This window comes from Streptosporangium sp. NPDC000095 (assembly GCF_042899335.1).
Lineage (GTDB): Bacteria > Actinomycetota > Actinomycetes > Streptosporangiales > Streptosporangiaceae > Streptosporangium.
This window is the reverse complement of record NZ_JBIAZS010000003.1, coordinates 197,076-211,301: the sequence shown is the minus strand read 5'-3', so window position 1 is coordinate 211,301 and position 14,226 is coordinate 197,076. Positions and strand designations below refer to the sequence as shown.

The 14,226-nt window shown below is 70.1% G+C and carries 11 protein-coding genes; all 11 read right to left on the bottom strand.

Annotation, left to right across the window (positions count from 1 at the left end):
* Nucleotides 1-96: 96 nt before the first annotated feature.
* The 11 genes from ACFY3V_RS09265 to ACFY3V_RS09215 all read right to left on the bottom strand — a co-directional run bounded on the left by ACFY3V_RS09265 (nucleotide 97) and on the right by ACFY3V_RS09215 (nucleotide 14,016).
* Nucleotides 97-1,182, bottom strand: coding sequence for a CU044_5270 family protein (locus tag ACFY3V_RS09265; protein WP_362901746.1), 1,086 nt, complete (start codon nucleotides 1,180-1,182; stop codon nucleotides 97-99).
* Entirely contained in the window at nucleotides 1,175-1,810 is a 636-nt protein-coding gene (locus ACFY3V_RS09260; protein WP_362901744.1) for an RNA polymerase sigma factor, read from the bottom strand. Before ACFY3V_RS09260 ends, ACFY3V_RS09265 begins: the two co-directional genes overlap by 8 nt.
* Before the next feature lie 158 nt (nucleotides 1,811-1,968).
* The gene (locus ACFY3V_RS09255; protein WP_389771670.1) at nucleotides 1,969-3,792 is read right to left on the bottom strand and encodes a hypothetical protein; all 1,824 of its coding nucleotides are present in this window, start codon (nucleotides 3,790-3,792) and stop codon (nucleotides 1,969-1,971) included.
* 102 nt (nucleotides 3,793-3,894) lie between these two features.
* On the bottom strand, nucleotides 3,895-5,505 hold the full coding sequence (locus tag ACFY3V_RS09250; RefSeq protein WP_362901740.1) for a glucoamylase family protein: 1,611 nt from the start codon (nucleotides 5,503-5,505) through the stop codon (nucleotides 3,895-3,897).
* A gap of 18 nt (nucleotides 5,506-5,523) precedes the next feature.
* Nucleotides 5,524-6,405, bottom strand: a complete 882-nt coding sequence (locus ACFY3V_RS09245) for a carbohydrate ABC transporter permease (RefSeq protein WP_389771665.1) — start codon at nucleotides 6,403-6,405, stop codon at nucleotides 5,524-5,526.
* Nucleotides 6,402-7,349 (bottom strand): sugar ABC transporter permease, encoded by a 948-nt coding sequence (locus ACFY3V_RS09240; protein ID WP_362901736.1) that lies wholly within the window; start codon nucleotides 7,347-7,349, stop codon nucleotides 6,402-6,404. Before ACFY3V_RS09240 ends, ACFY3V_RS09245 begins: the two co-directional genes overlap by 4 nt.
* A 2-nt stretch (nucleotides 7,350-7,351) precedes the next feature.
* Nucleotides 7,352-8,602 (bottom strand): sugar ABC transporter substrate-binding protein, encoded by a 1,251-nt coding sequence (locus ACFY3V_RS09235; protein ID WP_389771659.1) that lies wholly within the window; start codon nucleotides 8,600-8,602, stop codon nucleotides 7,352-7,354.
* Nucleotides 8,599-9,648 carry a LacI family DNA-binding transcriptional regulator gene (locus tag ACFY3V_RS09230; protein ID WP_362901732.1) on the bottom strand — a complete coding sequence of 350 codons (1,050 nt, stop codon included), beginning with the start codon at nucleotides 9,646-9,648 and terminating at the stop codon, nucleotides 8,599-8,601. The genes ACFY3V_RS09235 and ACFY3V_RS09230 overlap by 4 nt, the downstream gene beginning before the upstream one ends.
* Before the next feature lie 304 nt (nucleotides 9,649-9,952).
* Nucleotides 9,953-10,909, bottom strand: coding sequence for an NADP-dependent oxidoreductase (locus tag ACFY3V_RS09225; RefSeq protein ID WP_389771655.1), 957 nt, complete (start codon nucleotides 10,907-10,909; stop codon nucleotides 9,953-9,955).
* Between the two features lie 115 nt (nucleotides 10,910-11,024).
* Entirely contained in the window at nucleotides 11,025-12,020 is a 996-nt protein-coding gene (locus tag ACFY3V_RS09220) for a zinc-binding dehydrogenase (protein ID WP_389771652.1), read from the bottom strand.
* Between the two features lie 247 nt (nucleotides 12,021-12,267).
* A complete protein-coding gene (locus ACFY3V_RS09215) occupies nucleotides 12,268-14,016 on the bottom strand; it encodes a hypothetical protein (RefSeq protein WP_362901726.1) in 1,749 nt (582 codons plus the stop codon).
* Nucleotides 14,017-14,226: the final 210 nt, after the last annotated feature.

The following is a 14,226-nucleotide window of genomic DNA, read 5'->3' as shown; positions in this document are numbered from 1 at the left end:
GTGGCAGAGAATGACGGATTCGCCACCCCCTTGTTCCATGATTAAAAGTGTGGATTAATACCCCTCGGGCTGTGTGTCACGATTGAGCGGTCTGTGCTATTCAGGTGTCGAAGCGGGTGCGGCCACCTCGGGCGCGCGGTCGGCCACCTCGACCTTCAGCTGCGCCGTCGAGCTCAGCAGGGTGCCCTCGGGCGCTCCCGCCGCGCTCTCGTCCACCACGACGACGCGCTCGCCCAGGTACAGGTAGGTGACGGGGTCGAAGATGTACTCGTGCCGCACCCCGCCGAGCCGGTTGACCATGGCCACCGCGACCCCCCTGCGTCCGGCGGCGTCCTCGGCCTCGTCGACGGTCTCGACGCCGGGGATCGTCCCCGCCGCCCTGAACAGCGCGGCCCGCTGGGCGGACGGCAGGTACGCCTGAGTGATCATCGAGCCGACGCTCCCCCACGCCTTGTAGTCGGCGAGGGGATCGCGTCCCAGGCCTCGGTAGAGGTGTTCGCGCATCCCCTCGGGATCGGTGGGCAACCGGCTCAGCGAGACGTAGTCGGTGCGCTGGTGGTCGGGACGGATGTCGTAACCGGTGAGCTTCGACGGCGCCCCGGCGCCTCCCTTCCGCCGTTCGGCCTCGGCGGGCAGCGGTTCCCCGGGGAACGGCCTCGGCTCCAGGTGCTCGCTCGTCATGACCCCGCCGTCCAGGGGGGAACCCGCGACGGGCAGCCACACCTTGAACCGGCTGCGGTCGAGGTAGCGGACGTCCTTCCCGCCCTCCTTGAGCTTGACCGGGAACATGACCTGCAACTCGTAGGCGAGGAACTGCCCCGGCTTCGGGCGCAGCTCGTCCCGCAGGCTCACGGTGTCGGCGGCCCGCTGGAGGACCGCCGACATCGCCACGGGCGCCATCTGGACGGTCCTCTCCCGCTGAAGGTACGAGTCGGCGCCGACGAAGCCGAGTCCCACCACCACCGCGGCCCCGGCCCCCACCGCGAGACTCGTCCTGAGGCTCAGCCCGAGGTTCCCGGTGAGGCTCGCCGGGCGGAGTGCCCTGCGTGCGGGCGGTGCCGTCGGCGCCGCGCCGAGGGCCGCGATCTCCGACAGCAGCCGCGACTCCTCGGCGCGCAACTCCGCCGGGCCCGGCCGGGGCACCTCGCAACGCAACCGGTTCACCTGGGTCATCTCATCCATGAAAGGTCTCCTCGCTGACGGACGTGGGATCGATCCCGCCGAGCTCCTCGCGCACCCTGCCTCTCGCCCGGTTGACCCGCGAACGGACCGTGCCCACCGGGACGCCCATCGCCCGGGCGGCCTCCGGGTAGGTGAGACCGCCCCAGGTCACCAGCAACAGCGCGTCCCGGTGGCCCGCGGGCAGCCGCGCCAGGGCGGCCGCCAGCCTGCGCCGCACGGCGTCGGCGCTCAGCCGCTCGTCGCTGCGCTCGGTGAACGGAACGGTCACCGGATCGACACCGGTCCGTTCGAGAACGCGCAGCCGCCGCACCTCGACACGCTTGTGCCGCCTGATCAGGTTGGTCGCGATGCCGTACAGCCACGGGCGCGCGCCGGGCTGCGAGAGGTCGTAGCCCTCCCTCCCCCGGAACGCCGCCAGGAAGGTGTCCGCCACGACGTCCTCGGCCACGTCCGCTCCCAGCCGCCGGGTGACGTAGCGCTTGATGTCGGGCGCGTGCCGGTGGAAGACCGCGGCGAACACCTCCGGCTCCCGCAGGGACCGCCCGATGAGGGAGGCGTCGTCGGCCTCCGCCTCGTCGGCGGGAAAGGTGCCGCCCGCCCCCGTCCGGGTTCGGCTCGTTTCGCTCATATCCGGCCTCTCGGCTCTCGGTCAGGACACCCGTTGTTGCTCTCCCGCGTGCCTGCGGTTCCCGAAAAGCGCCATGGCGGTTCCGCGCCACTCGGACGGACGCGCGTGCCCGTCACACCGGGGTGAACTCCAGGTAGGAGACGGCGGGCATCCCCGCATCACGCCAGGGTGAACTCCAGATAGGAGACGGCGGGCATCGGCAGGGTGAACTCCAGCCGCAGGGTCCCGTCCTCCGCGCGGACGGTACGGGCGGGCTCCAGCTCGTCCAGGCCGTTCGCGGCGCGGAGCCGGTCCCACTGCCCGCCCTCCGGCCAGTCGGCGCCCCCGCCGATCTCCGCCCATACCGCCCGGATGTTGGAGTGCCGCTCGTCGATCCGGTGGTGGCCGACCGTGTACTCCCCCTCGGCGAGTCCCTCGACCGTGAGGGTGACCTCGCGTGACAGGATCGCCGCGCCGCCGGCCCTGTCCTGGTCGAGGGTGCCGTTCCACACCAGTACCCCGACGGTGCCGGTGGCCGAGCGCGCCGCCCACACTTCGACTCCCGCGACGTCACCGGTGGCCGAGCAGGCGAGCTCGTCCTCGCCGAGGCGGTCGGCGAGGGTGAGCGCGAGGTAGCGGGGCTTGCGCAGGTTGCCGACCGTGAGCAGGCCGAACCCGCCGTGGAAGAGCGCCGGTGGGCGGCCCAGCTCCTCGAAGTGGTCCGAGGCCACCCAGTGGGAGAGCGCGTCCACCCGCCCGGCCGCCGACCTCATCCCGTGCAGCAGGAACGTCGCCCCGAACGGCCCGTCGCCGATGCCGTGGAAGTGCGTGGGGGTGGGGCCCCACTCCGTCCACCAGATCGGCGTGCCCTCGCGGCCGTGCCGTTCCAGGACGGGCCGCCAGTCGAGCGGGGCGTTGCCGTAGGTGTGGGTGGAGACGAAGTCGAGCGCCGCGCCAGAGGCGTCCACGTGGTCGATCAGCTCCTGGACCCAGCCGTTCGCCGCCGACGACGGGCCGCCGACGCGGATGTCGGGGTGGACGTCCTTGACCGCCGCCGCCGACACGTCGTACAGCCGGAAGAACTCCTGCGGCGTGCCGCTCCAGAAGACCTCCAGGTTCGCCTCGTTCCACACCTCGAAGGCCCAGTTGTCGACCACCTCGCGCAGACCGTACCGTTCGACGAGGTGGCGGGTGAGGTCACGGACCAGGTCGCCCCACCGGTCGTAGTCCCTGGGCGGCGAGATGATCGCCTCGTAGCCGAAGACCGTCTTCGACGGGTCGGAGGCGAGGTCGTGCGGCATGAACGACAGCTCCACGATCGGCCGCATGCCGAACGCGGTGATCGTGTCGTAGACCTCGTCCACCCGGGTGAAATCGTGCACGGGCCTGCCGTCCACCTCCCGGTAGACGCCGAGGTCGTCGCAGAGGATCGCGTGGGCGCGCACGGTCTCGACGCCGAGTTCCTCCCGCGTCGTCCACAGTGCCTCGGTCAGCTCGGGGCCGATCGGGCGGCCGCCCACGGTGTCGGCGGAGAGCATGTACGACAGGTGCTCGGAGCCGATCATGTACTTCCACGGCCTGGGCAGGAGCCGCGTGCTGGTCGAGGCGTCGACCCGCAGGACCGTCGCGCCCGGCTCGGCGAGCGGCGCGGCGAACACCGCCTCGGTGAAGGGGCCGGCCCGTTCCATCGTGGTGACGGCGGCAACTCTGTACCAGGCGGGCTCCCCGTGCGTGTCGACGTAGCGCGGATCCGGCACGGCCGGTACGTCGATGTCGGGCTGCTTGGTGGAGGTGTACGGCCCCGCCTCGGCGGGCGCGCGGTGGACGAGGTAGCCGATGGCCCCGGCCACCCGTTCCCAGGTCAGCGTGACCTGTCCGCCTCCGCTGTCGGCGCGCAGCCCTCGGGGGGCGGTGACCTCGACCCGTCCGGCCGCGGTCACCTCCCCCGACGCCCGGTAGATGCGGGCCTGCCAGTCTCGGCGTGCGGCGTCGGCCGTGCTCATGGATACGTCTCCCCGATGGTCGGTGTGGGTGGGGTGGGTGTGCGGCTCACGCGCGAGGAACAACGCGCGTGAGCTGCACGATTCACTTGGCGGGCACGACGGTCACCTGGGAGGCACGACGGCCCATTCCTCCTGCCTCAGGACGGGCGCGAGCTTCGCCGTGACGTCGCGGGTCGCGAAGTGGCGGCGCAGGCTGTCATCGGCGAGCGCGTTGCCGAGCGCGATCATGATCATTCCCTGGTCGAGGGCGAGATACTGCTTGGCGACCTTGCCGCTGCGCACCGCGACCGCGTCGTAGAAGCCGCCCGGCCCGTAGGCGTCGAAGTTCGTCCTGAGCCTGGCGAGGTTGTCGAGGGCCGCACCGGGCGTGTGGCGCAGCGCGAGGAACGACGCGTGCGGGGTGACCACGCCGTCGCCGTAGGACTCCGGCTCCGGCTGCCCCTCGCGGCATCCCTCGAACCCGTAGTCGACGGAGGTGCGCTCCTGGTCGGAGGTGTAGCCGGGGGTGTCCATGCCGATCGCGTCCACGCCGTACTCGCGGTAGCCCCCGGCGGGGTCGTTGGACGGGGAGAAGCCCCAGTAGCCGTACTTCGCCTCGTTCATGCCGTGCTCGATCTGGGCGGCGATGTAGACGGGCTGGTTGCGGCCCCAGCTCTTGGCACCCCAGACGTCCTCGGGTACGAGCTGGGTCACCATCAGCTCCTCGAACATGCTGCCGCCCCAGGTGGGCACCAGGCGCATGCCCCGGTAGCCGTACGTGCCCTCGAAGACGTTGACGCCCATGTAGGTGCGCCAGGTGCCGACCGGCTTCTGCTCGGCCCACGACCAGTCGCAGGTGTCGGGGAAGGTTCGCCACATGCCGTAGTAGTGCTGGGGCGGGAGCTGGCCGAGGGCGATGCCGACGTAGCTCGCGATCCTCGCCTCGGTGAGCGCGCCGTAGTGGTGGCAGGTGGAGTGGACCGTGGTCCCCGAGTCGTTGTAGTCGCTCTCGACCGAGCAGCCGGTGGGCTTCTCCGGCCAGAACCCGCCGCGCAGCAGGCCGGTGCCCGCGTCCGGCCGGGCCTGCGGGTCGTAGTAGGACTCGAAGTCCATGCCGCTCAGCAGCGCCCCGGCCTGCTTGGAGACCTCGGGCACGGCACTGCGGATCATCATGAGGGCGGCCGCGAGCCAGCCGTTGTCGACGCTGGACAGGAACGGCTGTACGACGGAGCCGTCCTCGGGCCAGGTGCGCACGACCTGCAGCGTGCGCGGGTCGTACCAGTTGTAGAACTGCCCGGTGGGGGCGTGACGCTCCAGTTTCGCCGTCGAGGCGAGCGTCGCGGCGACGCGGCGCCGGGCCTCGTCCTTGGAGATGAGGCGGACCTCGCGGGCGGCCACCGTACTCCACAGGTAGGTGGCGATGTTGGTCGGCGAGGTCACCTTGGCGCGGGTGCCGGGGGCGAGTGAGCCGTCGATCTTGTCGGAGGGCAGGCCGGTCGCCGGGTCGGTCATCGCGGCCATGGACTTCCAGGTGTCGGCGGCGTAGCGGCGCAGCACCTCCCGCTGCCGCCCCGCCGTCGAAGCCGTCGCGGGTGTCGACGTTGTCAAGGGGACATCGGGGGATACCAGGGGAGACGCGGAGGGGGCGGGGGAAGGGGCGGCCGAGGCGGGAGAGGGGGCTGCCGCGATCAGGGCGAGACAGGCCGCCAGGGCGGCCGCGTGACGACGACGCACGGGGGCTCCTTACGTGGATTACTTGAGTCCGGTGGAGGCGATTCCCTGGGTGAAGAAGCGCTGCAGGAAGACGAAGAGGACGAGGACCGGCAGCACGACGACCACCGCCCCGGCGATGAGCAGCCCGTACTGGGTGCCCTGGTAGCCGTTGAAGATCGCCAGCGCGACGGGCAGCGTGTATTTGTCCTCGCTCTGGGCCACCACCGCGGGCCAGAGGAAGTTGTTCCACGAGCCGAGGAACGTGATCAGGCCGAGCGTGGCGAGGGCGGGCCTGCACAGCGGCATCACGATCCTGAAGAAGATCCGAAACTCCTTGGCGCCGTCGACCCGCGCGGCGTGGATCAGCTCGTCGGGGATGTCCGCGATGAACTGGCGCATCAGGAAGATGCCCAGCGGGGTGACGAGGCCGGGCAGGATGATCCCGAGGAAGGTGTTCACCAGGCCGAGCTTCGCGATGAGCACGAACTGCGGGATCATCACCACGATGGCGGGCAGTGCCATCTGCGTCAGGACCAGCGCGAACAGCACGTTCTTGCCGCGGAAGGCCATCTTGGCGAAGGCGTATCCGACCATCGAGCAGAACAGCAGGTTGCCCGCGACGGTGGCGAGGGCCACCACCGCGCTGTTGAAGAACACCTGCGTGATGTTCATCTTCTCCAGCAGCTCGCCGTAGTTGCCGAGCGTCCACTGCGTCGGCAGGAACTCCGGCGGATCCCGCCTGATCTCGGTCTCCGGCTTGAACGAGGTGAGCAGCGTCCAGACGAACGGGAGCACGACGAGCACGAGCCCGGCGCTGAGCAGCGCGTACGTGGAGAAGCGGCGTTTCACCAGGGCCCCGCGCCCCGGCCTCTCGGAAGCCTGGCCTCTCGCGGGGGCCTTACGACCCGAAGCGGTTGTCATCTGGACCTCCCGACCCGGAACTGCAGGACCGCCAGCGCCACGATCACGGTGAACAGGACGCTCGCCGCCGCGGCGGCGTAGCCGTAGTTGCCCGAGCCGAACTGGTTGTAGATCGCGAGCGAGGCCGAGGTGGTCGCTCCCGCCGGGCCTCCCCGCGTCATCACCAGCGGCTCCTCCATGAACTGGGCGAACCCGATCGAGCTGTAGACGGTGCAGAACAGCAGCGCCGGACGGAGCATCGGCAGCGTGATGGAGCGGAAACGCTCCCAGCGACCGGCCCCGTCGACCTCCGCCGCCTCGTACAGCTCCCTGGGGATGCCCTGCAGGGCGGCCAGCAGGACGACCATGTCGAAGCCGAAGCTCCGCCAGGCGGTCATGACGATGATCACGGGAAGCGCCAGGTTCTCGTCGGCGAGCCAGCGGGGGCCGTCCACGCCCACCGCCGCGAGCACCTGGTTGACCAGGCCCGCGTCGGGTTCGAGCAGGAACCTCCAGGCCACCGCGACGCCGATGATGCTGGTGACGTACGGCAGGTAGTAGCCGAGCCGGAAGAACGCGGCCGGCAGCCGGGCGATCCCCGAGTTCAGCGCCACGGCCGCGCCCAGGCCCAGGGCGATGGTGAGCGGGAGCGCGGTCACCACGAAGATCAGCGTGTTCAGCGCCGCCTGGCGCATGAGCTCGTCGTCGAAGAGCCGCAGGTAGTTGTCGAGTCCGACGAGGTTCACCGCCAGGGGGTCGCGCACGTCGGTACTGCGCATGTCGGTGAAGCTCATGCCCAGCTCGACGAGGAGCGGACCCGCCCAGAACACCGCGAACATCACGACGAAGGGTGTCACGAAGATCCAGGCCAGACCGGTGCGGCGGAATCCGCCCCGGGGGCTCCACTGCCTGGCGGGGGCCGGTGCGGTGGACTCACGCGAGTCCACCCGCTCGCTGACCACCATGGTCAGACCCCGGTCCCGATGGTCTCGGCCTGCTCCTGGACGCGCTTGGCCGTCTCCTCGGCGGTCTGCTTGCCCAGGGCCATCTTCTCGACCTCGGTCTCCATCACCTTGGCCACCTGCTCCCAGGTCGGGACGGCGGGCACGGCCTTCGCGTCCTTGAGCTGCTCACCGAAGACGGTGACCCGCTCGTCGGCGGTGAGCGCCGGGTCCTGCCAGGCGGCCTCGACGCTGGGCAGCGCGTTGACCTTGGTGTACCAGGTGGCCTGGACCTTGGGGTCGACGAGCCAGCTCAGGAACTTCCAGGCCGCGTCGCGGTTCTTCGCGTCCTTGAAGACCACCATGTCGCTGCCGCCGACCAGGCTGGGACCTCCCGCGCTGCCCTTCGGGTAGGGCGCGACGGCGAACTTGTCCCCGAAGCCGTCGCCGCCCTCCTTCTCCAGGCCCGCGATCATCCACGGCCCCGAGTAGAAGGCGCCGACCTTCCCCTTGACGAACGTCTGCGGGAAGGCGCCGGTCGGCTGGTCGGTGCTGGAGAGCCCGCTCTCGAAGAACGAGCCGTACTGCTTGAGCGCCTTGACCATCTCGGGCGTGTCCAGCGTCCACTTCCCGTCGGAGACGATCTCGCCGCCCGCCTGCCACACCAGCGGCAGCACCTCCTGCCAGGAGCCCTGCCGGAAGTTCTGCTCCACGCCGAGCGAGGCGCCGCCCTTCTCCTTGAGCGCCTTCACGAAGGCGGTGGTCTCCTCCCAGGTGACGGGCGGCTTCACCGACGCCTTCTCCGCGAGGTCCTTGCGGTAGTACAGGGCGCGGGTCTCGACGTACCAGGGCACGCCGTACGCGGTCCCCTCCACCTCGACCGTGCCCCACGCGCCGGGGAAGAACGCCGACTTGTCGATCAGGTCGGCCGGGGTGGGGTCGAGGGCGCCGGTCTTCGCCATCTCACCCATCCAGGTGCTGCCCAGCATGGTGATGTCGGGGGTGGCGTTCCCCGCGATGGCCGCGGTGATCTTGTCGTGGGCGACGTCCCAGCCGAGCGGGGTCACGTTGATCGTGATGCCGGGGTTCGCCGTCTCGAAGTCCTTGGCGAAGGCGCCCAGCGCCTCCCCCTCCGCCCCGATCGCCCAGACCGTGACCTCCCCGGTGGCCTTGCCGGTGTCGACCTCCCTCGCCTGTTCCGCGGCCCCGTCCCCGCTCCGGCCGCACCCGGCGAGCACCAGTCCCAGCGCGAGGATCCCGACGGCGTACTTCTTCACTTTTCCTCCAGGGGGTGAGGACCACAGCTGGATCGGACGATCAGCTGGGTGGGGAGAATCTCGGACTTCGGGACGTTGCGAGTGCCCCTGATGAGTTCGTCCAGCGCGCGGGCGGCACTGGCGCCGAGCAGGCGCATGGGCTGGCGCACCGTGGTGAGGGCGGGCCTGGCGTGGCGGGCGGCCATGATGTCGTCCCAGCCGGTGACCGCCACGTCGCCCGGCACGTCGAGGCCGAGTTCCTCGGCCGCCAGGATGACGCCGAGGGCCACCTGGTCGTCGGCGCAGATCACCGCCTGCGGCCGGCCCGCTCCACCGGCTCTTCCCGCCTTCCCCGCTTTCCCCGCGAGCAGGGTCCGCCCCGCCTCGTACCCGCCCTCCACGGTGAACTCGCAGGGCAGCGGCTCGGGGGGCCGGATCCCGTGGTCGGACAGGACCCGTCTCACCCCGGTCCAGCGCTGGGTGACGTCGCCCCCGTCATCGTCCCCGGCCATCGCGAAGGTGGAGTAACCGTGGCCGAGCAGGTGGGCGGTGAGCGCCTCGGCCGAGGAGGTGTTCTCGCTGCAGACCGCGTCGGCCCGCTCGACGGGGTCGCGTGCGAGCAGGACCAGCGGCGTCCTGCTCCTGACGATCTCGTCCACCACGGCGTCCTCGACGGTCCTGCCGAAGATCACCATGCCGTCCACCCTGCCGACCAGGTCCCTGACCAGGTCCTGTACGGCGGCCCGCCCGCGCGTGGACAGGATGAGCACGGAACGGCCGAGCTCGGAGGCCACCTCCTCGTAGCCGAGGAGGACTTCGGCGAAGTAGGGGCCCGACAGGTCGGGGAAGACGATTCCGTTGGCCGCGTGGCGGCCCTGGGCGAGGGAGACGCCGAGGCGGCTCGGGGTGAAGCTGAGCTCCTCGACCGCCCTCAGCACCTTCTCGCGCGTCCCGGCCGAGACGGGTCCGGTGTTGCGCAGAGCCCGGGAGACGGTGGCGATGGAGACACCCGCCCGCTGCGCGACCTCGTAGATGGTCGCACCCTGACCTTCGTCGCTGTTTGCCACCTGTCGTCCGATCTCCCTGCCGAGTGGAAGCGCTTACACTCAACGACGACTGAAGGTGGAAGCGCTTACAGTGGATGCTCGGAGTCAACCACCGAACGTAATCACCGGTAAAGGTCTGTTACATCACCGTTACCAAACGAGCACGGTGCCATACCAGGACCCGTGAGGTCCGGCCGGGAGGTTCACAGGATCCCGACCTGGGGCCTCGCAAGACCCGAACGAGAGCCTCATGAGGCCCTGCCCAGGAGTTCCACACCGATCTCACCCCGTCAGCCCGGCGGAGTCGGCGACCGCGAATCCCGCGTCACGGAACGGTGATCACGATCTTGCCGAGGAGATGTCCCTGCTCACTGAGACGGTGCGCGTCGGCGGTCCTTTCCAGCGGGAAGGTCCTCTCGAGCGGCACACGCAGCGCGCCGCGCTCCAGCAAGGGGAGGACCTCGGCGAAGACCTCCTCCAGAGGACTCCCGCCGACACCGCTGGAGAAGCGCACACCATACTCGGCGGCCCGTCCGTCGGCGATGGTGACCACTCTGTCCGGCCCACCGGCCAGTTCTACCGACATGGCGAGCACGTCGCGGCCGGAGGCGTCGAGGACCGCGTCGACACCTTCCGGGGCCGCGGCGCGCACCCGCTCGGCCATGTCCTCGCGGTCCTCGCGGTCCTCGCCGTACTCGACCGGCCGCACGCCCAGGTCGCGCAGGAAATCGTGACGGGCCTGGCTCGCCGTGCCGACCACCCGCACCCCCCTGGCCCTGGCGAGTTGCGCGGCGACCAGCCCGACGCCGCCGGCGACCGCGTGGATCAGCAGCGTGTGTCCCTCCGTCACGTCGAGCTCCCGCAGGGCACGCCAGGCGGTTTCCACGGCCACCGGCAGCGCGGCGGCCTGCTCGAAGGAGAGCCAGTCGGGCATGGCCAGCAGGTTCCCGGTGTCGGCCAGGACATGGGTGGCCGCGGCACCGGAGGGGACTCTGCCGAAGACGGCCTGACCCGCGCTCCAGCCCCCGACACCTTTACCCGAACCGACGCCGGCGCCAAGAGCATCGATCGTTCCGGCGAACTCGACACCGACGCCGGTGGGCCCGACCGGCCGCCGACCACGATCCATGAACCCGCTGCGGAGTTTCCAGTCGATGCCATTGACCCCGGTGGCCCGTACCGCGACCCGTACCTGACCTGGGCCGGGATCGGGGAGGGGAACATCGTCGAGAGTGAGCACCTCGGGACCGCCATAGCGGACATAGCGGATGGCCTGGGACATGGTTTTCTCCCCCTGAGCGCTTGTGTGCCCGGTTGACGACATGAACCCCGGGCTCACGACCCCGGTGCGCCACGACGAGGGCACTGCTAGAAGTGGGGCCCGGCCGGTGAACCTCTCAGACCAGCAGCAGGGTCTTCCCCACGGTGTCGCGTGCCTCGATCGCGGCGTGCGCATCGGCGGCCCGATCGAGGGGGAAGGTCTGTCCGATGACCGGCCTGATCCGGCCCGCCGCCGCCTCGGACAGCGCCAGCCCGGCCAGCCGCCTGCCTTTCTCCGGGGCGAACTGCACCTGCTCCATCCCGTGCACACTCACCCCACGCCGTTCGGCCTTTCCGGGATCGATCTGCGCGGAGCTCCCGCCGGGCACGCCATACGTGAAGAACCTGCCCCCGCGCGCGGTGACCTCGAACGAGTCCTGACCGATCCGGCCCCCGGCACCGTCGAAGACCACGTCCACCCCGGCACCGCCGGCCACCCTGGGCAGCCGCCCGCCGCCGGCCGCCTCCCGGACCCGCTCAAGCCACCCCGGCTCGGAGTAGTCGACCACGATCTCGGCTCCCAACTCCCGAGCCAGGTCGAGTTTGCGCCCGCCCCGGGCGGTCGCGATCACGTGGGCACCGACCGCGTGGGCGAGCTGCACCAGTAGGGTGCCGAGCCCTCCGGCCGCCGCAGTGACCAGCACTCGCTCTCCGGGCTTGACCTCGGCCGCGCCGGCCAGGCTCAGCGCGGCCGGGCCGATCTGGAGAAGCGCCGTCGCCTCCCGCACACCCAGCTCATCCGGTACGGGGACCAGCGCCTCCAGCGGAACCACGACCCGCTCGGCGTACCCTCCGTCGCCGGTCATGGCGATGACGTCGCGGCCGACCCAGCCGGGATCAACCCCCTCCCCGACGGAGACCACTCGCCCGCCCACTCCACCCCCCGGCACGTACGGTGGCTTCTGGCCGAAGAATTCGGTACCCCAACCGGTGCGAAGCTGCGTCTCAAGGGACAGCACATCCACCACGGACACCCCGACCACGACCTGCCCGGCTCCGGCGACCGGCTCCGCTGCCCGGCCCACCACCAGCACCTCCGGCCCTCCGAACGCCGTTACCTGGACAATGCGCATATCAACCACTTTCTCTCGATCTCCTCGCGCACAGTCTCAAACCTAAAGTTTGCTTGACGTCAAGCGGGCCGCACAGAGCACAGGACACGGACTGACCGTCCTTCGCAAAAGCAGCGCTCAAACCGGCTCTCCGAAGTTGAACAAGGTTGAGACATCCGCGGCTCTTCCGAGTGGCGGCACAGTGGATAAGCAACCGCCGACATCCAGGGGGGCGGCCGTGACGCAGGAGAGTGCGTCCCGCCATCGCTCACGACTTCAGTTTCAGCTTCTTCCTCGACGCCCCCGGGAACACGACGACCAGGTGCTCCTCCTCCTCCGCGTCACTGACCCGCACGTAGACACGGAGCCGGTAGTGGCCCTTTCCCGCGATCGCCAGGTTCGGCATCGGGGCACCCGCACCCACCTCTCCATCGCCCATCTCCGGCACGGTGAGCCGGCCGCTGCGGCTGACGATCGGCATCTCGGTGACCTGATCCCACCCGGCCGTCCGCCGTGGCGGTGCAGTGCGGAAAGCCTTCACCGTAAGACACAGATCGACGACGTCGGCGACGTGTCCGATGAGCACCGCACCGTCGGCCTCCCCGCCGAGGGCGCTGTCGTCGTAGAACTCGCCTATCGCCTCTTCCTCCGCCTCTCCGGAGTCGTGGACCAGATAGCCGGGATCGCCGTCGACGAACAGGAAGTATTTGGCCGTGGCCTGGGCGACCCCCTTCGTCCGAGGCCACGGGTCGCGGCACTTCGCGTTCTCCTCGGCGATGTAGGCGGTGCCCGCCGCCTCCGCCTCCGCGGTCGACCACAGCAGTTGGGGATGAGTCGCACCGACGATCTCCGGGCAGACGTAGACGAGGTCCCACGGGTCCGCGCCCCGCGCGGGCCACGCGCTCCCGGCCCGCGTCAGAATCGTCTCCTGCTCGTCGCGGTTCTTCGCGTGGCACAGTGCCCGCCCGTACGCGAGGACCCCCTGGTCCGACAGGCTGTCGGGAAACATGGGCGAGACTCCGCCCTCTGCGCTCCGCGCCCGGCACAGGAACTCGGCGTCGCGTTCCGCGGGTTTCAGGTCGCCGAAGTTGCGCCGGTCGTAGCAGTCCGTCGACCAGCCGGTGTAGGTGAGGTGCGGGGTCTGCTCCGGATGGATCATCGCGATGATCGGCAGTACGGCCACGGCCGTCACCGCGACGCGGATCACGCGCCGCCGCGCGGGCGGAAGGTCCGCCGGACGGCCCTCGCCGGACAGTTCACGGGCGGTCGCCGCGATCCACACGACGCTGACGAGCCCGACCGCGCCCATCATGATCGGCACCGCCGGACCGCCGTCGGCAATCTCCGCAAAAAACATGTTGAACGGGTTCACCAGCGCGTAGACGCCCACCGACAACCATCCGGCGACCTGCGTGCCGCGGCTCCACCGGCCGTCACGCCACTGTCCGACGACCGTGATGGCCGTCGCCGCCACTCCGCCGAACGTCAGAAGGCCCAGTTCGGCGAGGCGGCCCGATCCGAACTCCGTGAGGCCGAGTTCGGCGAGCAGTTGACTGACTGTCCCGGCCAGTTGGGCCGCGAACGTCGCTCCGGCCGCCACGCGCAGCACGCGGGACCGCCAGCGGATAACGAGCAGGTAGAGGACGTCGATCGCGGTCCACAGCACGAGCTGGAATACCGTGTCGACCACGCCGGGGATCAGCATGATCGGATACCACAGCACGAGGGTGTACGCCACCGCCAGATACAGCAGTCGGCGCAGCGCCTTCTCTCGGCGGTCCAGCGGTCCCGGCGCGGGGGGACGCAGGATCAGCCACAGGAGCGCGGCCTTCACCAGGGCGACCACGAGCAGCACCACGGTCGTCGGGGTGTCGAACTCGTCGAAACCGTAGAACGGCGACCATTCGACGGCCACCCAGAGCCAGGCGTCGCCGAGCAGCAGGCCCGCGACCGCCGCCGCAAGAACCAGACCTACTACCCAAATCCTGGTAATACGCCATAAATTATTCGGAAGCACGAGACGCGATCTTAGCGCGGCACTGCCGTATAAGCGGACAGAACAAAACAAGCGGTCCCGTCCCGCCGATCAGATTCCGTAATCTCCCGCGCGAAGCTGTTTCGCTGACGGCGAGGCGCCGGTCGCCCAGCAGGTCGCAGGCGAGATAGTCAGGGAAGGGGTGGTCCAGCAGGGATGGACATCCGGGATTCCACCTCTTGAATATGAGAG

Bases quoted from the DNA above. Each gene is read 5' to 3' on its own strand.
- ACFY3V_RS09220 (WP_389771652.1), bottom strand. From the start codon at position 12,020: ATGCGCATTGTCCAGGTAACGGCGTTCGGAGGGCCGGAGGTGCTGGTG.
- ACFY3V_RS09245 (WP_389771665.1), bottom strand. From the start codon at position 6,405: ATGACAACCGCTTCGGGTCGTAAGGCCCCCGCGAGAGGCCAGGCTTCC.
- ACFY3V_RS09265 (WP_362901746.1), bottom strand. From the start codon at position 1,182: ATGGATGAGATGACCCAGGTGAACCGGTTGCGTTGCGAGGTGCCCCGG.
- ACFY3V_RS09240 (WP_362901736.1), bottom strand. From the start codon at position 7,349: ATGGTGGTCAGCGAGCGGGTGGACTCGCGTGAGTCCACCGCACCGGCC.
- ACFY3V_RS09255 (WP_389771670.1), bottom strand. From the start codon at position 3,792: ATGAGCACGGCCGACGCCGCACGCCGAGACTGGCAGGCCCGCATCTAC.
- ACFY3V_RS09225 (WP_389771655.1), bottom strand. From the start codon at position 10,909: ATGTCCCAGGCCATCCGCTATGTCCGCTATGGCGGTCCCGAGGTGCTC.
- ACFY3V_RS09260 (WP_362901744.1), bottom strand. From the start codon at position 1,810: ATGAGCGAAACGAGCCGAACCCGGACGGGGGCGGGCGGCACCTTTCCC.